Raw genomic sequence first — 21,763 nt, forward strand, 5'->3', positions numbered from 1 at the left:
CCCCAGGCGACCACCGTGTAGGCCGGATAAGGCGTAGCCGCCATCCGGCACCGTGAGCCGGTCTGCCGGATGGCGCTTTGCTTATCCGGCCTACAGGATAATCAACCGCTGTTCTCCTACCCCAATATCTCCCGAATCACCGGCCCAATCGCCTCAAACGCCGCTGGCGTAATGATGTCGACATGCGCACAATCCTGACTATAAACCTCCAGCTCGCCCACCCACGGCCCCCAGGCCTTCTGCGGATCCGCCTGACGGGTTTTCTCGGCGACAAACAGCGTCGCTTTACCGTCAAACGTCGCGCTGTGCGCGGTGCTCAGCAGGCGCACGGCGTCGGTGTAGTTGCATTCAATTGCGCTGAACAATTCGCTGGAGCCTTGCCCCTGCTGGGCGGCGAGAAACGCTTCACGTTCGCGCTCAATCTCCGCCAATACCGCAGGATCAAGACCGTTAGCCTCTTTTTCTGCCCAGTTTTGCGTTTCCGGCGGCCAGGTATCGAGCAGCCCCAGGAACGCCACCCTTTCGCCGCGCTGACGTAAACGGGCGGCAATGCCCTGCGCCAGCGTGCCGCCAAGCGAATAACCGAGCAGATAATACGGCCCATGCGGCTGCTGAGCGAGCAGCGTTGCCAGATGGTGCTCGCACACCTCGTCCAGCGTCTGCGCCGTTTGCATCGGCCCCTGCGGGCGCGGCGACTGAATGCCGGTAATCGACCAGCGCGGCGACAGGTAGCGCGACAGTACGCTGAACTGCCAGGCAAAGCCCGACGCGGGATGGAAACAATACAGCGTCGGGCCGTCGCCGGTTCGCAGCGGCAGCAGCGGCTCATAGCCCAGACGCTGCGCCTGTTCCTCATCACCGTTATCGAGCAGCGCGCTCAGCTTGCCCACCGTCGAAGAGACCATGACCTGACCCGGCGTCACCTGTCGCCCGATACGCTGGCTAAGCATCGCCGCCAGGCGCATCGCCAGCAGCGAGTGTCCCCCGAGGGCGAAGAAGTCGGCATCAATATCCCGAATTTCGCAGCCCAGCAGCTGACTGAAGGCCTCAGCGACCTGCATCTCAGTTGGCGACTTCGGCGCGCGTCCGGCGGTTTTCTGCGTCAGCGACGGCAGCGGCAGCGCCTTACGGTCGAGCTTACCGTTGGCGCTCAGCGGCAGCGCGCTGAGCTGTAATAGCACCACCGGCACCATATGCGGCGGCAAACGATCGCGCAGCTGTGCCAGCAGCGCAGCGCTATCCAGCGGCAAACCGGAAGAGGACACCACGTAGCCCACCAACTGACGCGCATCGCCACCGGTGGCCGCCGCCTGGTTAATGACGCAGGCATGGCTGACCGCTTGTTCAACGTCTGGCAGCGTCTGCATCACCCGGTCAATCTCGCCCAGCTCAATGCGCTGACCGCGAATTTTTAGCTGATCGTCGCTGCGGCCTAAATACTCCACCGCGCCGTTATCCAACCAACGCGCAACGTCGCCGGTGCGGTACATTCGCTCGCCGGGGGCAAACGGGTCGGCAATAAAGCGACTCGCGGTTAAATCCGGACGACCAAGATAGCCCTGAGCCAGCTGAATGCCGGTCAGATACAGATCGCCCGCAACGCCAAATGGCACCGGGCGCATCATGGCATCAAGGATACGCAGCCCGGTATTCCACACCGGAAAACCAATCGGCACGCTGTTGCCGGTAACCGCCGCCAGCGCCTCGCCGTAGGCCGGATACCCGCTGACGTCAACCGCCGCTTCCGTGGGTCCATAAAGGTTATGCAGCGGTACGTGGGTCAGTACTTCCCATTCGCGACACAGGGCAGTGGGCAGCGCTTCGCCACTGCAAAATACGCGTCGCAACGAACAGCAGCTGGCCACATTGTCCGGGGTGAGCGAGGCAACGAACGCGGCCAGCATTGACGGTACAAAGTGGGTGGTGGTGACGCCGTATTGCGCAAAGAAACGCTGCATTGCCAACGGATCGCGATGTGCCTCGGGCTCCGCCATCACCAGGCTCGCGCCGGTGATAAACGGCCACCAGAATTCCCAGACCGACACGTCAAAGCTGCACGGCGTTTTCTGCGCCACCACGTCATCGGCGGTAAGCGGATACTGATCCTGCATCCACAGCAGGCGGTTAACGATCGCCTCATGGCCCACCATGACCCCTTTCGGGCGGCCGGTCGAACCTGAGGTAAAGATGATATAGGCCGTCTGCTGCGGCTGTGCGAGCATCAGCGGGCGGTCATCGCCCGGCGTCAGCGGTGCGTTCAGGCACAGACTGGCGACATCAGGGAAACGGTGCAGCTGATCGTCTGCGGTAATCAGCAGCGAGGGGCGTGCGTCTTCCAGCATCATCTGTAAACGATCGTCAGGATAACCGGTATCCAGCGGCAGCCAGGCCGCGCCAGCCTCAACGATAGCGTGCAGCGCCAGCGTCAGGAATACCGAACGCGGCAGGGCAACGGCAACGCTATCGCCGGGAGCCACACCGCGCTGGCGCAATACGTTTGCCAGCGCCACAACCTGCTGGCGCATCTCACGGTAGGTGAAGCAATAGTCGGCGTCTCTTAGCGCCACGGCATCCGGCGTTTTTGCCGCCTGGGCGGCCACCAGCGAACTTAGCGTCGCGGGCGGTAAGGATTTTCCGGTCGCGTTAATCGTCGCCAGGCGATGATATTCATCGCCGGTAAGCAGTTCAGCATCGGCGCAGCTGAGCGCCGGATTATCCGCAAACTGCTGCAACAGCGATGTTAAGCGGCCAGTATGCTGCTGAAGCACCGCTTTATCATAGCGCTGCTGGTTAGCCAGGATTTCCAGCGACAGGCCGCCGTCTTCATCGGGGAATAACGCCAGCTCCAGATCGTTGACCGGGCCGGTCGCGAGGGTATGCGTTATCGCATTAACGTCGTCGAAAGCTAATCGATAATCAAACATTTTGACGTTAAATACCGGGCCAAACAGCGCCTCGTCACCGGCGGCTTTCCCGGCGTCACGAACAATTTGCTCAGCATCGTAGCGCTGATGGCGGCGCATCTTTTTCAGCTGTGCGGCCAGACGCGTCGCCAGCTGCGCCAGCGTCTCCTGGCCGTTCAGCGTCACGGCTAGCGGCAGAACGTTCAGCACCGGGCCGGTCGCCGTCAGCGCGGCGGACCCCATACGGCGCATAAAGATAAATCCCGCGGCGTATTCGCTGCGCCCGCACAGGCGTCCTAACCATAGCGTCACCAACGCCAGCGCCAGATCGGCCGGCTGGCACTGCGGCGCAGAGGCAGTCAAACGGGCGAATGTTCGGCGGTCGGCAGCCAGCTTCAGCCGCCAGATATGGCTGCTCTGGGCCCGTCCCGGCAGCGGCGCAGGTGACAGCGATGCCGGTGACGGCAGCGTTTTTCGTTGTTCAGCCCAGAACGCTTTATCGCGCGCCCAGGCGTCGCTGTGACGATAGCGCTGATACTCCTCAACCACGTCCGCAAACGGCGTGAAAACGGAGGCTGGCGTGGCCTCTCCACGCTGCCAGGCTTGATAAATCAGGCTGATCTGGCGGGTAATCGCCGGGAAGCTGAAACCATCGACCAGCAGATGATGATAGCGCTGATACCAGAACCAGCGATTATCGCCGATCCGGTACAGCCGGTGACAGAACAGTGAATTGCCGCTGTCAACGCGGCTGTTCTGCGCCAAATCGGCGTTCATCCGCGCCAGCGCCTCCTGCTGCGGATCGCTGGCCTGACGTAGATCATCAATCGGCGTAGCCTCAATGCGAATGCTCTCATCCACCCACTGCCAGACTTCACCGTTCTCTTCAGAAAAACGCATCCGCAGGGTATCGGCCTGCATCATTCCCTCAGCAATCGCCCGCGCCAGCAGCTCGCCGTCGACCTCTCCCTGGAGCTCGACGTAGTGCGCCACGCTCCAGGCGTTCGGCAACGTAGAAAGGGCTTCCGCCATCCAGATGCCGGGCTGAGCGGCAATCAGCGGTAAACGTGTGTTCATAAGCGGCCCCCGGCGGCGAAATTATCGGGAAGTAGCGTCGTCCAGTTGGCGTTCAACCACGCGTTGCACGCATCAAGGGGCTGCGGCTCGCAAACAACCGTCCAGCCCGCAGGCAGCGTGCACTGCTGGGGCCAAAGGCTGAACTGCCGCTGCGGGTTTTGCAGAAGGTAAAACTGCCCTTGCGCCACGTCGAAGGGGTTACTGATTTGCATACCAAACTCCTGTCGTTAATCGCGCTTTGTCGTCTCGCTGCCCCAGAGGGTCATTAGCCCGGAGGTTAATCCGCCGCGCCAGCAAAGCGCATCATGTCCGCCGTCAACCTGACGCCAGAAAATCGGCTGCTGTGTGAGCTGTAGTTGTGCTAAAAGCGCCTGATTGGCGCGAAAAATAATCGGTTCGCGCAGGCCTGCCTCGAGCACGATGCGCAGCCCTCTGGGCTGGAGTTCACCGCGCTGAAGCTGTTCGAGGAGGATACCGGTTTGCCGCCCGCCGCGGTGTGGCCACCAGTAGGAACCGGACTGACTCAACACGCAGCCAAAACGCGCAGGCCAGTGCAGCCCGGCGTACAGCGCGGAGAGTCCGCCAAAACTTTGCCCGGCAACGACGGTGCGATCGGCACGATCGCTGAACGGTGCGATCGTCCGTACCTGGGCAAGCAGCTCATGCTGTACCGCCAGCCAGAAGTCGGGATTGCACGGCAGTTCGACGCTGCGGTGGGCGTTATCAATCACGTCAATCAGCACATACACCGCCGCAGGCAGTTTGCCTTCGCGAGTGAGCGCTGTCAGCGCAGGCCATACCGGCATGCTTTCGGCCCAGAACTGACCGTCGAGCAGCACCGCCAGCGGGCGTTCGCCGTCCTGCGCATCGCCGGTGGTGAAGACCCATACCCGGCGCTGATTGCCCAGCCGTTCGCTGTGCCAGGTCAGGCACAGTGGCGTATTCCAGCGCGCGGCAGGGGCAGACCAGCCGGGCTGTTCCGGAGCCTGTGGCATCTCCAGCGCTGACACCGCATGGCCGCGCCCGCCCTTCCAGCTCTGCGGATTCAGCGGATCGGCGATCGCCCGCGGCAGCAGCTTACGCCAGCCCTCACGCAGCTGCATGCGGTCTGGCTCAGCGGCGGTGAATATATCCGGGGAAAAGTCATCCTCGCGCGCGGACGGTGCGAAGCAGTAGCTACCGCGCCAGGTCGGCGGCAGCGTCGTCGTCCAGCACCACGCATCGGTATGAGCAATACGTCGCAGGGTTTGCGGGGCCGAGTTGTGGTGGTGATCGGTGACGCCGGTAATGTAAATCCACACCCGCCGAATCGGCGAGGAGGCTTCACTTCCCGCGGGGTCACGCCACCAGAAGGTGACCTGATAATTGTCATTAACGCGTTCATATTGCGGGCCTTTTATCGTCGCCCACCAGGCGTCACTTCCTGTCGCTAACTTCTCCACCGCGTTAACCCCATGTTTATTGTGGAATTTATTGTTACATATGAAAATTTATTGATAATATTATTGATAACTATTTGCATTTGCAATAGCGTATTGGCGCGCAACTTTCACGTGCTTTACGCATACAACCATGCCGCGTCTCCCCCTTTGGGATGGATCAGTACGAGACATCGGCGACGAAAAGCAGGATTAAAAATGAATAATAAAATCAAATCCCTGGCCTTCCTGGTCAATTTGGGTATCTACGGTGTGGCCGCTCCGGCCTTCGCTGCTTCGACGGACAGCACCAGCAAAACCGACGCCGACGGCGAAACCATGGTCGTTACCGCCGCCGAGCAGAATCTACAGGCGCCGGGCGTGTCGACCATCACCGCCGATGAGATTCGCAAACGTCCGCCAGCACGCGACGTCTCCGAAATCATCCGTACCATGCCGGGCGTTAACCTGACCGGTAACTCCACCAGCGGCCAGCGCGGCAACAACCGTCAGATCGACATTCGCGGTATGGGTCCGGAAAACACCCTGATCCTGGTTGACGGCAAACCGGTTACCAGCCGCAACTCAGTCCGTCTGGGCTGGCGCGGCGAACGTGATACCCGTGGCGATACCAGCTGGGTGCCGCCGGAAATGATCGAACGTATCGATGTGATTCGTGGCCCTGCGGCCGCGCGTTACGGTAACGGTGCGGCGGGCGGCGTCGTCAATATCATCACCAAAAAACCGGAAAATGAATGGCACGGCACGTGGAACGCCTACATGAACGCCCCGGAGCACAAAGACGAAGGCGCGACCAAGCGCACCGACTTTAGTCTGACCGGCCCACTGGGCGACGCGTTCAGCTTCCGTCTGTACGGCAACCTCGATAAAACGCAGGCCGATGCCTGGGATATTAACCAGGGCCACCAGTCCGAGCGTACCGGCATTTATCAGGATACCCTGCCAGCCGGACGTGAAGGCGTTGAAAACAAAAATATTAACGGCGTTGTGCGCTGGGACTTTGCCCCGATGCAGTCGCTGGAGTTCGAAGCCGGCTACAGCCGTCAGGGCAACCTCTACGCGGGCGATACCCAGAACACCAACACCAACGACCTGGTGAAAGAGAACTACGGTAAAGAGACTAACCGCCTGTACCGTAACACCTACGCGATTACCTGGAACGGCGGCTGGGACAACGGCATTACCACCAGCAACTGGGCGCAGTACGAACATACCCGTAACTCCCGTAAGGGCGAAGGCCTGGCCGGCGGTACGGAAGGGATCTTCAGCAGTAACCAGTTCTCCGATATCGATCTGTCGGACGTCATGCTGCACAGTGAAATCAACATTCCGTTTGATTTCCTGGTAAATCAGAACCTGACGCTGGGTAGCGAATGGAACCAGCAGCGGATGAAGGATAAGGCCTCCAACACCCAGACCTTCCTGGGCGGGGATATCCCGGGCTACAGCAGCACCGATCGCAGCCCGTACTCCCAGGCAGAAATTTTCTCCCTGTTTGCCGAAAACAACATGGAGCTGACCGACACCACCATGCTGACCCCGGCGCTGCGTTTCGACCATCACAGCATCGTTGGCGACAACTGGAGCCCATCATTAAACTTGTCTCAGGGCCTGTGGGATGATTTCACGCTGAAAATGGGTATCGCCCGCGCCTACAAAGCACCAAGCCTGTATCAGACCAACCCGAACTACATTCTGTACAGTAAAGGTCAGGGCTGCTACGCCAGTAAATCCGGCTGTTACCTGCAGGGTAATGACGACCTGAAGGCCGAGACCAGCATCAACAAAGAGATCGGACTGGAGTTCAAACGCAACGGTTGGTTAGCCGGTGCAACCTGGTTCCGTAACGACTACCGCAACAAGATTGAAGCCGGTTATTCTCCGGTTTATACCAACGGGAAAGGCACCGATCTCTACAAATGGGAAAACGTGCCTAAAGCGGTGGTAGAGGGTCTGGAAGGTACGTTAAACGTTCCTGTTAGCGAGACGGTGAACTGGACCAACAACATCACCTATATGCTGCAAAGTAAAAATAAAACCACCGGCGATCGCCTGTCGATCATTCCGGAGTACACGCTGAACTCAACGCTGAGCTGGCAAATTCAGCAGGATCTTTCCGTCCAGTCGACCTTCACCTGGTACGGTAAGCAGCAGCCGAAGAAGTATAACTACAAAGGTCAGGCGGTGACCGGCAGCGAAACCAATGAAGTTAGCCCGTACAGCATCGTTGGCCTGAGCGCGACCTGGGATGTGAATAAAAACGTCAGCCTGACCGGCGGCGTGGATAACGTCTTCGACAAGCGTCACTGGCGTGCCGGTAACGCCCAGACCACCGGCGGCACCACGGGCTACATGTACGGTGCTGGTGCGGAAACCTATAACGAATCCGGCCGCACCTGGTTCATGGGCATTAACACCCGCTTCTAATCGGTCTCACCCCTCTCCCGCTCGGGAGAGGGGTCTTCAGGAGCCTCATGCTTACCCGCCACAGTACTTTCCACGCCATACACCGTATCGACTTTGAACCCGACAGCTTTACTGCCGCCGATTTGCTGTGGCTGCCGCACCACGCTCAGCTTGCCAACAGCGGTAAAAAACGCCAGACCGAACACCTTGCCGGACGCATTGCCGCCGTTCATGCGCTGCGCGCGTTCGCAGAGAAATCGGTGCCGGGCATAGGTCATCAGCGCCAGCCGGTGTGGCCCGCTGGGCTGCATGGCAGCATCAGCCACTGCGGTCATACGGCGGTGGCGATCGTCGCGCGTGCGCCGGTCGGCATTGATATTGAAACCCTATTTTCACCCGCTCTTGCCGATGCGCTGGCAAACGACATTGCCCGTGAAGATGAACTTGCCGTGCTGCGCGGCGGCGAACTCCCCTTCCCGCTGGCGCTGACGCTGGCGTTCTCGGCAAAAGAGAGCCTCTACAAAGCGCTTTCGGCTCGTCACCCGACGCTGCTGCATTTTCACGATGCCGTCGTCAAAGGCCTGAGCGCCAGCACTATCACCCTCTCGCTTCCCGCCCTTGCGCAGAGTGCCTCACTGCGCTGGTACGCCGTTTCCCCTCAGCACATCATCACGTGTTTCTCTCAGAAATAAATATGACCAGCAATCGTAAATAACGAACGAACAACCAGATATATCCGCAATAATTAGATATAAATTCAATAAATGCGTAACAAGTCAGTTTTTCACGCTATAAAAACATAGTTTCCTCGCGCAATTACCCCTATCATTTCCTGGAAACATTCACACAAACAATGAAACAATTGTGCGGAATAAGGAAATCGAATGAATACGCAAACACGGACTCAGAATGAGGCGGGTGAAAGTCGGCTGATGACAGGCTTTCTTAACGCCATCGAAAAAGCGGGCAACCGTCTGCCGGAACCGGCGCTGATCTTTTTCTACTTTTTACTGGCGGTCATGGGCTTATCGGCCGTGCTGTCGATGATGACGTTTGACGTTATCAACCCAATGACCCAGGAAGCCGTTAAGGTTAACAACCTGCTCTCCGCCGAAGCGCTAACCAATACGCTGGCCAATATGGTCACGACCTTCACCGGCTTCGCGCCGCTGGGGATCGTACTGGTCGCGATGCTGGGCGTGGGCGTGGCGGAAAGCTCCGGCTTTATCAACGTGGCGCTGAAAAAAATGCTGCGCGTGACGCCGAAGAAACTGCTGACGCCAATGCTGATTTTCGTCGCGATGTTCAGCCACGTTGCCGCCGATGCGGGCTACGTGCTGGTTATTCCATTAGGCGCAATTATCTTTATGTCCGCCGGCCGTCACCCGCTGGTCGGGATTGCCGCCGCGTTCTCCGGCGTTTCCGGCGGTTTTGCCGCCAACATGGTGCCAACCGGCAATGACGCATTGCTACAAGGCTTCACCCAGGCGGCAGCCCAGCTGCTCGACAGCAGCTACACCGTCAATACCCTGTGTAACCTGATCTTCGGTATCGCCTCGTCTATCGTCATTACCCTGGTGGGCTGGTGGGTTACCGAGCGCATCGTGGAACCGCGCGTCAGCAAAATGACCATCGACGGCGACTTTAAGCATGACGAAGATATGTCTAACGTCACGCCGCAGGAAAGCCGCGCCTTCAACCGCGCATCGCTGGTGATGCTGCTGGGTCTTGTTGCGCTGGCGGCAGCGGCCTGGCCGGAAGGTTCGATGCTGCGCGGCAGCGACGGCTCGCTGACCTCATACAGCGCGCCAATCATGAAGTCTATCGTGCCGCTGATTTTCCTGATCTTCATTCTGCCGGGCATTGTGTACGGTTTTGCTTCCCGCACCTTTAAAACCGGCAAAGACGTGATTGGCGCGATGAATGACTCGATGAGCAAAATGGGCTCATACATGGTGATGGCCTTCTTCTGCGCCATGTTCATCAAAGCGTTCAGCGATTCCAACATCGGTACGCTGGTCGCGCTGATGGGCGCGGACGGCCTGAAAGCGCTGGAGCTGCCGGGCCAGGCAACGATCATCGGCATGATTGTGCTGACCGCCGTCGTTAACCTGCTGATTGGCTCCGCCTCGGCAAAATGGGCGCTGCTGTCGCCGATTATGGTCCCCATGCTGATGGCAGTGGGCATTTCGCCGGAGCTGACCCAGGCGGCATTCCGTATCGGCGACTCCTGCACCAACATCATTACGCCGCTGATGGTCTTCTTCCCGCTGATCGTTATCTACTGCCAGCGCTACGTGAAAGGCGCGGGTGTCGGTACGCTGGTGTCGATGATGATGCCTTACTCCATCGCCTTCTTCGTGGCATGGAGCATCCTGCTGCTGGTGTGGTGGGGTCTGGGCCTGCCGCTGGGTATCGCTGCGCCGTATACCTGGAGCCCGAGTTAAGCATCCGGTTCAACGCAGCCCCCTCTCCCCGATGGGGAGAGGGAACCGATCGTTGCCCGGACGAGGCCGGGAACCCCGGTACAACACTACACGGCTAAATGGGCAAAATGGCCTAATACGTTGTGCAGAATACCCAACCCTTTTTTCACCTGTTCGGCGCTAATAGTACACGGCGGCACCACGTGAATGCGGTTTTCCACCACGAAACTCAGCAGCCCCGCTTCGGTTAACGCGCCCTTAATCTCCGCCATATCCCCTGCTGCCAGCGGCGTTTTCTTCTCACGGTCGCTCACCAACTCCAGCGCCTGGAAGACGCCACGGCCGCGAACGTGGCCCACCAGCGGCGAAGCCTCCGCCAGCGCATCCAGCCCCTGACGCAGCACGCCGTTACCTATCAGCGCCGCGTTTTCAACGATGCCTTCTTCTTTCATGGTATCCAGCGTAGCGACGATCGCCGCCATCGCCAGCGGATGCCCTGAGTAGGTCAGCCCGCCGGCAAAGAAATGATCGTCAAAATAGCGGGCAATCTTCTCGCTAATGATCACCCCGCCGGCCGGTACGTAACCGGCGTTGACACCTTTGGCGAAAGTGATCAGATCCGGTACGATCCCGTCCTGTTCAAACGCGAACCAGCTGCCGGTGCGGCCGAAACCGGCCATCACTTCATCGAGAATCAGAATAATGCCGAACTCATCCGCCAGCGCCCGCACGCCTTTCATGTATCCTTCCGGTGGCACCAGAATCCCGGCAGTCCCCGGAATCGACTCCAGCAAAATAGCCGCAATTGACGAGGGACCTTCACATTCAATCATCCGGCGTAAATGCGCCAGCGCACGGCGGCATTCTTCTTGCTCGGTGGTCGCATTAAATTCACTGCGATACAGGTACGGGTTAAAGAAGTGGACGTGGCCGCGCGAATATTCGTTCGGTACGCGTCGCCAGTCACCGGTCGCCGCAATCGCGCTACCGGTGTTACCGTGATACGAGCGATACGCTGACAGCACTTTATCGCGCCCGGTGTACAGGCGCGCCATGCGAATCGCGTTCTCGTTGGCATCGGCCCCGGCGTTGGTGAAGAACACCTTGCTAAACCCTTCCGGCGCGAGGCCAATAATGCGCTTCGCCGCTTCACCGCGCGCCAGGTTGGCGGTAGCGGGGGCGATGGTCACCAAAGATTCCAGCTGCGCTTTCATTGCCGCCAGCACCCGGGGATGCTGGTAGCCGAGGTTCACGTTGACCAGTTGGCTGCTGAAGTCCAGATAGGTTTTGCCATCATAATCCCACAGCTCACACCCTTTCGCCCCGGCAATCACCAGCGGGCTGAGGTTACCCTGCATCGACCAGGAATGAAAAACAAACTCTCTGTCCAGTTGGCGAATGGCCTGATTGTTCAACTCTGTCATCGTCGTTCCTCACATACGGTTGGCTATGGCTCATCATGTCGTCGGCGGAAAAAAAAGTGATAGAGCCAGTGTAGACCGACGGCTGTGACAACGGTGTCACAACGCCTTACGCAGACTGTCCCTCGGCAGGTGACGCCACGGTTTTTATAGTGTTCGGAACAACCTGCACTGGAGAGCACAATGCAAAAACAAAACGTGGTGTTTATTACCGGAGCGACCTCCGGCTTTGGGGAAGCGGCGGCGCACGTGTTTGCGCGCGCCGGCTGGGCGCTGGTACTGAGCGGCCGTCGGCTGGCGCGTCTACAGGCGTTACAGGCCGAGCTGGCGCCGCTGGCACCGGTCCACATCATAGAACTTGACGTGCGCGACAGCGCCGCGGTGGCCGCAGCCGTTGCCGACCTGCCCGCGCCGTTTGCCGATATCACCGCGCTTATCAATAACGCCGGGCTGGCGCTGGCGCCGCAGCCGGCGCAGAAGGTGGAACTGACCGACTGGCAGACGATGATTGATACCAACGTCACCGGGCTGGTCAACGTCACCCACGCCCTGCTGCCGACCCTGATTCGTCACGGCGCGGGGGCCAGTATTATTAACATTGGTTCCATCGCCGGACAGTGGCCATACCCGGGCAGCCACGTTTACGGAGCGAGTAAAGCGTTCGTTAAGCAGTTCAGCTATAACCTGCGCTGCGATCTGTTAGGTACCGGCGTGCGGGTGACCGATCTGGCGCCGGGCATTGCAGAGACGGAGTTCACGCTGGTGCGCACCAAAGGCGACCGGGCGGCATCCGATGCGCTGTACCGGGGCACCACGCCACTGTCGGCGCAGGATATTGCCGAGCAGATGTTCTACATTGCGACGCTGCCGGACCATATGAATATTAACCGCGTGGAGGTGATGCCGGTACGTCAGGCGTGGCAGCCGTTTGCCATTGACCGGGATTAGTGTGGTTTTCTACCTCTCCTTTCCAGGGGGGCTTTTATGCACAAATTACAGGGAAAAAAGTGATATTTGTCAGTGAGGTGAGGGGTTCCGTTCACTTTACGTCGGGTGGAATATGAAGTTCCTTCACCGGTGAACGGGCCAAGGGGGGCGGCCGCGCCCCCCTTCGCAATCCCCGCGCCCGCGCAATTTATATGACTGGAATTGAAAGGGAGCGCAACGGAGTGATAATCCCAAATATATCCCCCCTTGGTATTAACGACTACTTTGCAAAAACTGCCTCACCCGCTCCGACTTCGGCGCCGTAAAGAAAACCTCCGGCGGCGCTTTCTCTATCAAAATCCCTTTTTCAAGAAACACCACTTCGTTGGAAACCTGACGGGCAAACTCCATCTCATGCGTCACCACCACCATGGTGTACCCCTCTGCCGCCAGCGACTTCATCACGCTCAGCACTTCGTTAACGCGTTCCGGATCCAGCGCCGACGTCGGTTCATCAAATAACAGCACCTCCGGCGACATTGCCAGCGATCGCGCAATCGCCACCCGCTGCTTTTGCCCGCCGGAGAGCGTGATCGGATAGGCATCAGCCTTATGGTCCATCCCCACCTTTTTCAGCTGCTGCTCGGCAACGGCGCGCGCCTCGTCGCGCGGCATCCCCTTTACGTGCAGCAGCGCTTCCATCACGTTTTGCAGCACGGTCAAATGCGGCCACAGATTGAAGCTCTGGAAAACCATGCCGACCCGCTCACGAATTTTCGACAGATCGCGGTGCGACATGGCTTTTCCGTTCTGCTCATTGACCCCAATGCGCTGACCACCGATACGAATTTCCCCGCGATCCGGCTGCTCCAGCCAGTTCATACAACGCAGCAGCGTTGATTTTCCCGATCCGGACGAGCCGAGGATACTGACCACCGTCCCCTTCTCTACCGTCAGGTTGATATCGCGCAGCACTTCAACATTATCAAACTGTTTGGAGACGTTTTTTACGCTTACCGCTGTAGTCTCAGACATGGCTCATTCCTCGTTTCGCGCTATAAACAGTTAGCCGTTTCACCAGCAGTTCCAGCACAATGCTGATGGCCCAATACAGCGCAATCGCGACAATAAAGGCATTAAACGGAATAAAGTAGGTGGCCTGCACGCTGTTGGCGGCGGCGGTGATTTCTTGTACGGTAATAATGCTGAGAAACGCGGTGTCCTTCAGGCAAATAATCAGCTGATTGCCCAAAAGCGGCAGCGCGGAGGAAAAAATATTAGGCAGAACAATACGGCGAAAAATAGTGTAGCGAGAAAATCCCTGCACCACAGCGGCCTCGATATAGCCGTTGGAAAAGACGCGTCGCTGGCTACGAAGGATTTCAAAGAAATAAGCGCCATGATAAATAATTAATGCCAGCAGCCCTGCTGTCCAGGCTTCCATACTGATGCCTAATTCCGGCAAACCGTAATACAACAGGTACGCCAGAATCAGGAAAGGGATAGCCCGCATCAGGTTTACCAACCCCATAATCAGGTTATTTAACACCCGTTTTTGATATTCAGTGATATAGCACAGCAGGGTGCCGATAAATAACCCAACAACAGCAGCAATAATAAACAGTTCAAGCGTCGCCAGCAGCCCGCCAATAAAGTTGTCGTGCTCGGCCCAGATAATTGCCCATTGATTCATCAGTCCTCCCGGGCTTAGCGCGCCAGTCGTTTTGCTTTACGTTCCGCCAGGCTCTGGAGCTTGAGCAGCAGGCCGATTATCACCACATACAGCAGCCCGGCCGCCAGAATGGGGGAAAGCGGTTCATAGGTCACCGAGGCAATACGGTTGGTCACACGGGTCAGATCCACCACGCCAATTACCGCAATCGCCGGGCTTCCTTTGATTAAAAAAGACATTTCATTGACCAGCGCGGGCAGGCTTTCCAGCCACATCTGCGGCAGCATAATGTAGCGAAAGTAGGGCCAGCGGCGCATTCCCACCGATTCTGCCGCTTCGCGCTGCTCGCGCGGAAAGGTGCGAAACGCATTACGCCAGATTTCGGCATTAAACGCCGAGGTGTTCAGCGTCAATGCCACAATGGCGGCAACCGTTTTATCAAGGTTAATGCCCACCGTCGGCAGCGATAAAAACAGGAACAGCACCAGCGTCACCAGCGGCGTCGCCCTCGCCAGGCTGATATAGATAACCAGAAGCTGATCTATCACCGGAATCTTCATCATGCGCACAAAGGCAATAATCAGCCCAATCACCACGCCAAACGCGATGGCGATGGCCGAAATCCAGAGGGTCGTCCATGCGCCTTCAATCAGTAACTGCCATGCTATTGAGTCCATGTTGCCCTCCTGAGGTCATACGGGCGGCGGTTTCCCGCCGCGTTGCTTACTGCCCAGCCAGCTTGTGGAACTGCGCGGCGCTGGTGATAGGCTCCGTTGGCAGGTCATCGTAGGTTTCGCCAAACCATTTTTTCTGCAGCTCGGCGAGCTTACCGGTTTCACGCATGTGATTGATAAATTTGGTCATATACGCCAGAAGCTCCGGTGAGTTCTTCGGAATAGGCCAGGCCATATAGCCCGGTCCGGATACCGCCAGGCCTTTGGCGAAGACCTTCGGCTTGGCTTTCACCAGGTCATTAACGGAAATCACCACGTTGATCACGTAGTCGAGGCGCTTGTTGGCCAGGTCCGCGTAGGCTTCAGGATAGGACGGGTATTCCACCACCGGCCCCAGCTTGCCGCCGGTTTTCTCAATCATCGCCTTCAGCTCCGGTAAACGCGCCAGCAGCGCGCTGCCCGCCTGGAGGCCCACTTTTTTACCGCTGAGGTCTGCAATGGTATTCAGCGAATTATCGCCCGCACGCTTAACGAAATAATGCTGAGCCGAGGCCCACGGCGGGGTAAAATTAAACACATTCAGGCGTTCATCGGTCACCACCGCGCCAGTCAGTGCCATATCGTATTGCCCGGTTGAGACCGCGGCTAATAACCCCGTCCACGGCAGAATACTTTGCGTCACATTAAATTTGGCGTACTCGCGCAGCGCCGCCAGCATGTCTTTATTAAAACCGTCAGCGTTGCCGTTATTCATAAAGTTAAACGGCGCGTAATCATCTTCCGTCGCCACTTTTAAGGTGCCGTTTTTTTCAATTTCCGGTAAATCGGCAGCGACCGCCTGCAAAGAAAAGGTCATCGCCATGATGGCGGCAAGATAATATGAACCGAGCGTTTTTTTCATCGTTTGACCCCTACTCAAATATGTCCGATACGTTTATTCCAGACGCGCTGGAGACTTTGCAAGATATGTGCCGACAGACGCATTGGGGAGGCTGACTGGCGACGTTTTTACTGTAGGGAGACTTTTTGCATTCTGAATAGAGCCAGTTTTCGCACGCGCTTGTGGCAGACGGTTTCAGGCTGGTACAAAAATTGCTGCACGTTGATAACGCGAATAATCAGGGGAGCAGCGAATGATTCGGCACTTATTGCATGTGGATTTCGACGCGCAGCGCGGTTTACAAGAGCAGGTCCGCGAATCGCTGGTGAACGCCATTCTCGGCGGGATTTTTGCCGCCGACACGCCGCTGCCGTCGTGCCGCCAGCTGGCCCAGCAGCTGCAGGTTTCACGCAATACCACTGCGCTGGTGTTTGAAAGTCTGGTCAACGAAGGTTATCTGGTCAGCCGCCCGCGCAGCGGTTATTACCTGCATCCGGATTATCATGCGCCGCGTCTGGCGACGCCAGCGCCTGCACCCGACGACGCCGGCCGCGCACCATCATGGGGCAAACGGCTGAACATCACCCCCAGTCAGCAGGAGTCAATTCTGAAGCCCGCGGGCTGGATGCACTACCGCTACCCGTTTATTTACGGTCAACCCGATACCCGCTGTTTCCCGCTGACCAACTGGCGGGCCGCCGCTAACTGGCTGCACGGCGGCACGCGCGATCCGGCTTGGGTGGTAGACCATATCGATCAGGACGTACCGATGCTTATTGAGCAAATTCGCACTCGCGTACTGCCCAAACGCGGTATCGTTGCCGCGCCGGACGAAATTCTGATTACACTCGGATCGCAGAATGCGCTGTACCTGCTCACTCGCCTGTTGTTGTCGCGTCAGACCCGGGTTGGCGTGGAGAACCCCGGTTTTCGCGAGGCGATTAACACCTTTATGCTCAGCGACTGCCAGATTGTCCCGCACCCGGTCGATGAACAAGGCATCGTGTTAAATAACCTGCCCTGCGATTACTACTACGTCACGCCGGGTCATCAGGTCCCCACCGGAGTGACCATGAGTAAGGCGCGGCGCAGCCAGCTGCTGGCGCACGCCGCCCAGCACGACGCGGTGATTATTGAGGATGATTATGATTCGGAGAGTAACTTTCAGGCTAACCCGCTGCCCGCGCTAAAGGCCAGCGATCGCAGCGGGCGGGTGGTGTACGTCAGCAGCCTGTCGAAGGCGCTGTCGCCGGGTCTGCGTCTGGGGTTTATGGTCGCCGATCCGGACTTGATTGATGAAGCCCGGGCGCTGCGCCGTCTGGTGTACCGCCATCCGCCAAGCAACATTCAGTATCAGATGGCGCATTTCCTTGCCCAGGGCCACTACGAAACGCATCTGCGCCGCTATCGCGATGACTCCGCGCGCCGCTGGGACATGCTGCACAAGGCGCTAATGACGCAAATGCCAGAATGCCAGCCGCTGCCCGGCAGCGAACACGCCAACGCCTTCTGGCTTCGCACGCCGACGCACATCAGCACCCAGCAGCTCACCTGGCGTGCCGCCCACACCGGCGTGTTGATAGAGCCCGGCGCACGTCATTTTCTGGATGCCACCCCGCCGGATAATTTCTTCCGCATGGGCTTTCACGCCATTACCCCCGACGCCATCGCGCCGGGGGTCGAGGTGCTGCGTGCCCAGCTGGCGCAGATGGGTTAACCGAGCCGCCGGTGCGCCCACTCGCGCAGCCGCTGGAACAAGACGTACAGCGACGGAATAAACAGGATGCCGATCGCCGTCGCCACCAGCATGCCGCTGAACACCGTGGTGCCGATAATCCGTCGGCTCTGCGCCCCGGCTCCGGTCGAGAACATCATCGGCATAATGCCGATAATAAACGACACTGCCGTCATCATAACCGCGCGGAAACGACGGGTTGCCCCCTCGCGTGCGGCCTCCACGATCGACAACCCCGACTGGCGGCGCTCGCGGGCGAATTCCACGATCAGGATAGCGTTCTTCGCTGCGAGGGCGATTAACAACACCAGACCTATCTGTACATAAACATCGTTCGCATAGCCCGCCGCCCACAGCCACAGCAGCGCGCCGCCGATAGCGAACAGCACCGACAGCATGACGCTTGCCGGCAGCGTCCAGCTTTCATACTGCGCCACGAGGAACAGCCACGCCATGGCCACCGCCGCCAGCACGATCCAGATAGCCTGGTTGCCGGTTTGCTGCTCCTGCCACGACAGCCCGCTCCACGCGTAGTCGTAGCCCGCGGGCAGGTGCGCGGCAAGCAGTTTTTCCATCTCGCTCATCGCCGTACGGCTGCTCACCCCTTCCGCCGCGGAGCCGCTCACCGACACCGACGGGAACTGGTTAAACTGCTGAATAAACGGCGCCCCCACGGTCGGCGTAATGGTCACCAGGTTGCTCAGCCGCACCCGCTCGCCGTGATTGCTGCGGACAAACAGCTCGCCGATCTGCTCAGCGCGCTCGCGCCACTGCATCTCATTTTGCAGCACCACGTGATACACGCGGTTGTTAATGCTGAAATCACCGGCACGCGTGCCGCCAAAGGCAGTTTGCAGGCTGTTAAAAATGCGCGAAACCGGGACATCCAGCCGCGCGGCCTGATCGCGATCCACGTTCAACGTCAGCTGCGGCACGTTGCTGCTCCAGGTGGTAAATACCCGGCTCAGCTGAGGATGCTGATTCGCCTGCTGCAGAATCTGCCGCGTCACCTGCTCCAGCTCGGCAGGCGTTTGCCCGGCCTGCGCCAGAATGCGCAAATCGAAGCCTGCGGCGCTGCCCAGTCCCGGCAGCGTCGGCGGTGCGAACAGCATGATATTGGCTTCCGGCAGCGCGTGTAGCTGACGCTGCAGTTCGGCCATGACCGTCTCCAGCGACGCACGCTGCGACCAGTCTTTCAGCATCAGCGAAATAAACCCGCCGTTAGAGGCGCTGGTGCCGCTAAGAATACTGAAGCCAGACACCTGAATCACATCCTCAACGGCCGGATGTGCGCCCAGCAGGTCGCGCGCTTTCGCCATCACCGCTTCCGTACGCTCAAGAGAGGCCGATTCCGGCAGTTGGACGTTGGCGAACACGTAGCCCTGATCTTCCTGCGGCAGGAATCCCTTCGGCATCATGGAGAAACTCAATGCCACCAACAGCGCGGCGCTTAGGGTTGCGCCAACGGCCACCAGCGGGCGGCGGTTCATCCACGCCACCAGGCGACCATAGCCGTCGCGGGTGGTGTTCAGCCCAAGGTTAAACAGCTGGAACAGCCTGGCAGGTTGTGCCGGACGCGGTCGCAGCAGCAGCGCACACAGCGCCGGCGTCAGCGTCAGCGCCACGATGCTCGACAGCGTGACCGCGGTAGAGAGCGTGACGGCAAACTGACGGTACAGCTCGCCGACGATCCCTGGCAGCATCGCGACCGGTACAAATACCGCCAACAGCACCAGCGTGGTGGCGATCACCGGTCCGGCGATCTGTTTCAGCGCCAGCGCGGTGGCCTCCTGTCGGCCCATCCCTTCGGCCATGTGTCCTTCTACGCTTTCCACCACCACAATGGCATCATCCACCACCATCGTCAGCGCAAGAATGATGGCAAACAGGCTCAGGGTATTGGCGCTGTAGCCCAGGACGTAAAGCACCGCAAACGTCCCTACCAGCGAAACGGGAATCGCCAGCGCCACAATAAGCGTCGCTCGCAGGCTTTGCAGGAATAAAGAAACCACGGCCACAACTGCCAGCAGCGTCAGCGCCAGCGAGGTCCCAATCTCTTTGATCGTGGCGGCAACAAAGCGGGTGGTATCAAACTTCACCTCCCAGGCCAGATCCGCCGGGAATCGGTCTTGCAGACGCGTCAGTTCCGCGCGCACAACGTTTGCGACCTGTAAGGCGTTCGCGGTAGGCGTCGGGTAAATCCCCATATAGGCCGAATCGACGCCGTTGAGCTGCGCGCTGGAGCTGTAGCTGCGCGCGCCCAGTTCAATATTGGCGACATCGGCAAGGCGTACCAGCTGCCCTTGTTCGCCGCTGCGCACCACAATACGGCTGAACTCCTCGGCCTCGCTCAACCGCCCTAACCCATTAATGGTCAGGGTTTGCTGCTGACCGTTAAACACCGGCGGCGTCCCCACCTGACCGGCGGCACCCTGTACGTGCTGTTCATTCAGCGCCTGGGCAATATCTTCACTGGTGATATTCAGCGCGTTCATGCGGTCCGGACGCAGCCAGATGCGCATGCTGTAATCGCGTGCGCCAAACATCTGTACCTGGCCGACGCCCGGCAGGCGCGACAGCGCTTCGCGAACCTGAGTGCTGGCGTAGTTGCTGATTTGTAGCGGCGAGATCGTGCCGTCAGGCGAATAAAGGCTGACGCCCATCAACAGATTGCTGGCGCGTTTGCGCACCTGTACGCCGTTCTGCTGCGCCTCGGTCGGCAGCTGCGCCACCGCCTGCGCCACGCGATTCTGGACGTCAATGGCCGCCATATCCGGGTCAGTTCCGGCGGCAAAGGTCAGGCTAAGGCTGTAAGCGCCGTCATCGGAACTGGTCGACTCCATATAGAGCATATGATCAACGCCATTAAGCTGCGTCTCCAGCGGCGCGGCGATGGCTTCGGCCACATCCTGCGCGCTGGCACCCGGCCAGCTGGCGCTGACGTTCACCACCGGCGGCGTGATTTGCGGGTACTGCTCCACCGGAATGAGCTTCAGCGCGACGGCGCCCACAAAGACCATCAGCAGCGCAATCACCATCGCGAAACGCGGACGGCGGATAAAAAACGTCAGCATCCTGTGCTCCTTAATTCAATAGCTGCACGGCGGCGCCGTCCGTCAGGCGCTGCGCGCCGTCGGTGATCACGCGCTCGCCCGCGTTAAGCCCTTTCGCCACCGCGAAGGTCTGTCCCTGCTGGCCGCCCAGCTCAAGCCGACGCTGCCCGGCGGTATTCTCCGCCGTCAGCACCCAGCTGAAATAGCCTTTGGCATCCTGCTGCACGGCTGCCGCCGGAATCATCACGCTCTCGGCCATTTGCTGCGGACGCAGCGTCACTGTGACGTTACCGCCGGGCAGCAACCGATGCTGCGGATTGGCAAACTCTGCGCGTACCGCCACGCTGGCTGTACGGGCATCAATACGGTTATCGACCGAGGTCAGCACCCCGTCTTCACGTTGACCATCGAGGGTAATTTGCGCCAGCCAGGCCGCCTTCAGCGCGCGGATATCCGCATGCTGTCCCGCTTTGCTGTAGAACGCGGCCTCATCCAGCGCGAAGCTCACGCGAATGGGGTCAAGCTGGGCGATATCCACCAGCACGCCGCTGGCGGCATTGACCAACGTGCCGACGTGAAAGGCACTGTGGCCCACGCGGCCGCTTACCGGTGAGGTAATACGGGTGTAGTCGAGCGTTATCTGCTGCGCCGTTACCCGCGCTTTCGCCTGCTCAACGGCGGCGGCGGCAACGTCGCGCTGCATCTGAGCCGTATCAACGTCGTTACGGCTGATGGAGTGGTTAGTTTTCAGACTCTGGTAGCGCGTCAGCAGCTGCTGTGCCTGGCGTAGCGACGCCTGAGCGCTTTTCAGTTCGGCCTGTGCCAGCGCCAGCGCCGCCCGCGGCTGGGCATCATCAAGCGTAAAAAGGAGATCGCCTTGACTGACGTTCTGGCCGTCCTGGAAGTGGCGCTGCACGATGGTGCCTTCGGTGCGTGCGCGGATTTCAACGGCGTGGATAGCCTCCACGCGGCCCGGTAGCTGACGCTCCACCGCGTGCGGCGCGCGCTCAACGGTCGCGACACGTACCGGTACCGAGGCGTAAGCCAGCGTGCAGCCTGCCAGGCCGCAGGCCAACAGGGCGAGGCGGAAAGTTTTCTTCATGAGGGGATCCTTGCGTGGCAAGTGCCCCTCTCCGCCAGGAGAGGGGCT

15 protein-coding genes are annotated in these 21,763 nt (G+C 59.2%); 5 read left to right on the top strand and 10 right to left on the bottom strand.

The features are described from left to right. Positions 1–116: 116 nt before the first annotated feature. From entF to fes, 3 genes are read right to left on the bottom strand one after another with little or no spacing between them, the layout of a single operon-like run. Positions 117–3,980 carry an enterobactin non-ribosomal peptide synthetase EntF gene (entF, locus tag V6942_RS04030; RefSeq protein WP_333500828.1) on the bottom strand — a complete coding sequence of 1,288 codons (3,864 nt, stop codon included), beginning with the start codon at positions 3,978–3,980 and terminating at the stop codon, positions 117–119. Next, entirely contained in the window at positions 3,977–4,192 is a 216-nt protein-coding gene (locus tag V6942_RS04035) for an MbtH family protein (RefSeq protein WP_106924733.1), read from the bottom strand. Before V6942_RS04035 ends, entF begins: the two co-directional genes overlap by 4 nt. A 15-nt stretch (positions 4,193–4,207) precedes the next feature. After that, positions 4,208–5,422: an enterochelin esterase gene (gene fes, locus V6942_RS04040; RefSeq protein ID WP_333500829.1), complete on the bottom strand. Its 1,215-nt coding sequence runs from the start codon at positions 5,420–5,422 to the stop codon at positions 4,208–4,210. Positions 5,423–5,617: 195 nt separating this feature from the next. Here fes and V6942_RS04045 point away from each other — a divergent pair, with 195 nt between their 5' ends. The 3 genes from V6942_RS04045 to V6942_RS04055 all read left to right on the top strand — a co-directional run bounded on the left by V6942_RS04045 (position 5,618) and on the right by V6942_RS04055 (position 10,272). Then, positions 5,618–7,846, top strand: coding sequence for a TonB-dependent siderophore receptor (locus V6942_RS04045; RefSeq protein WP_182965933.1), 2,229 nt, complete (start codon positions 5,618–5,620; stop codon positions 7,844–7,846). Between the two features lie 47 nt (positions 7,847–7,893). Continuing rightward, positions 7,894–8,517 (top strand): enterobactin synthase subunit EntD, encoded by a 624-nt coding sequence (gene entD, locus V6942_RS04050; RefSeq protein WP_106924736.1) that lies wholly within the window; start codon positions 7,894–7,896, stop codon positions 8,515–8,517. Between the two features lie 192 nt (positions 8,518–8,709). Beyond that, positions 8,710–10,272: an AbgT family transporter gene (locus V6942_RS04055; RefSeq protein ID WP_333500830.1), complete on the top strand. Its 1,563-nt coding sequence runs from the start codon at positions 8,710–8,712 to the stop codon at positions 10,270–10,272. An 86-nt stretch (positions 10,273–10,358) separates the two neighbouring features. Here the strand turns inward: V6942_RS04055 and V6942_RS04060 are convergent, their stop codons facing one another. Continuing rightward, entirely contained in the window at positions 10,359–11,675 is a 1,317-nt protein-coding gene (locus tag V6942_RS04060; RefSeq protein ID WP_106924738.1) for an aspartate aminotransferase family protein, read from the bottom strand. A gap of 180 nt (positions 11,676–11,855) precedes the next feature. On the opposite strand from V6942_RS04060, the gene V6942_RS04065 reads away from it, so the two are divergent. Next, the gene (locus tag V6942_RS04065) at positions 11,856–12,620 is read left to right on the top strand and encodes an SDR family NAD(P)-dependent oxidoreductase (RefSeq protein ID WP_333500831.1); all 765 of its coding nucleotides are present in this window, start codon (positions 11,856–11,858) and stop codon (positions 12,618–12,620) included. A 252-nt stretch (positions 12,621–12,872) separates the two neighbouring features. Here V6942_RS04065 and V6942_RS04070 read toward each other — a convergent pair whose 3' ends face one another. The 4 genes from V6942_RS04070 to V6942_RS04085 are packed head-to-tail and all read right to left on the bottom strand — an operon-like array spanning position 12,873 to position 15,846. Continuing rightward, positions 12,873–13,634 (bottom strand): amino acid ABC transporter ATP-binding protein, encoded by a 762-nt coding sequence (locus tag V6942_RS04070; protein WP_106924740.1) that lies wholly within the window; start codon positions 13,632–13,634, stop codon positions 12,873–12,875. Then, a complete protein-coding gene (locus V6942_RS04075) occupies positions 13,627–14,292 on the bottom strand; it encodes an amino acid ABC transporter permease (protein ID WP_333500832.1) in 666 nt (221 codons plus the stop codon). The genes V6942_RS04070 and V6942_RS04075 overlap by 8 nt, the downstream gene beginning before the upstream one ends. A gap of 14 nt (positions 14,293–14,306) precedes the next feature. Next, entirely contained in the window at positions 14,307–14,948 is a 642-nt protein-coding gene (locus V6942_RS04080; RefSeq protein ID WP_106924742.1) for an amino acid ABC transporter permease, read from the bottom strand. A gap of 46 nt (positions 14,949–14,994) precedes the next feature. After that, positions 14,995–15,846, bottom strand: a complete 852-nt coding sequence (locus V6942_RS04085) for a transporter substrate-binding domain-containing protein (RefSeq protein WP_106924743.1) — start codon at positions 15,844–15,846, stop codon at positions 14,995–14,997. 232 nt (positions 15,847–16,078) lie between these two features. On the opposite strand from V6942_RS04085, the gene V6942_RS04090 reads away from it, so the two are divergent. Continuing rightward, a complete protein-coding gene (locus V6942_RS04090) occupies positions 16,079–17,542 on the top strand; it encodes a PLP-dependent aminotransferase family protein (protein ID WP_106924744.1) in 1,464 nt (487 codons plus the stop codon). Here V6942_RS04090 and V6942_RS04095 read toward each other — a convergent pair. Continuing rightward, positions 17,539–20,634, bottom strand: a complete 3,096-nt coding sequence (locus V6942_RS04095) for an efflux RND transporter permease subunit (protein WP_106924745.1) — start codon at positions 20,632–20,634, stop codon at positions 17,539–17,541. The genes V6942_RS04090 and V6942_RS04095 overlap by 4 nt on opposite strands. Positions 20,635–20,644: 10 nt before the next feature. Then, complete coding sequence (locus V6942_RS04100; RefSeq protein WP_333500833.1) at positions 20,645–21,715, bottom strand: efflux RND transporter periplasmic adaptor subunit; 1,071 nt, start codon at positions 21,713–21,715, stop codon at positions 20,645–20,647. Positions 21,716–21,763: the final 48 nt, after the last annotated feature.

It is taken from the genome of Kluyvera genomosp. 2 (assembly GCF_036759865.1).
In the GTDB taxonomy this organism is placed as follows: Bacteria; Pseudomonadota; Gammaproteobacteria; order Enterobacterales; family Enterobacteriaceae; genus Kluyvera; species Kluyvera ascorbata_B.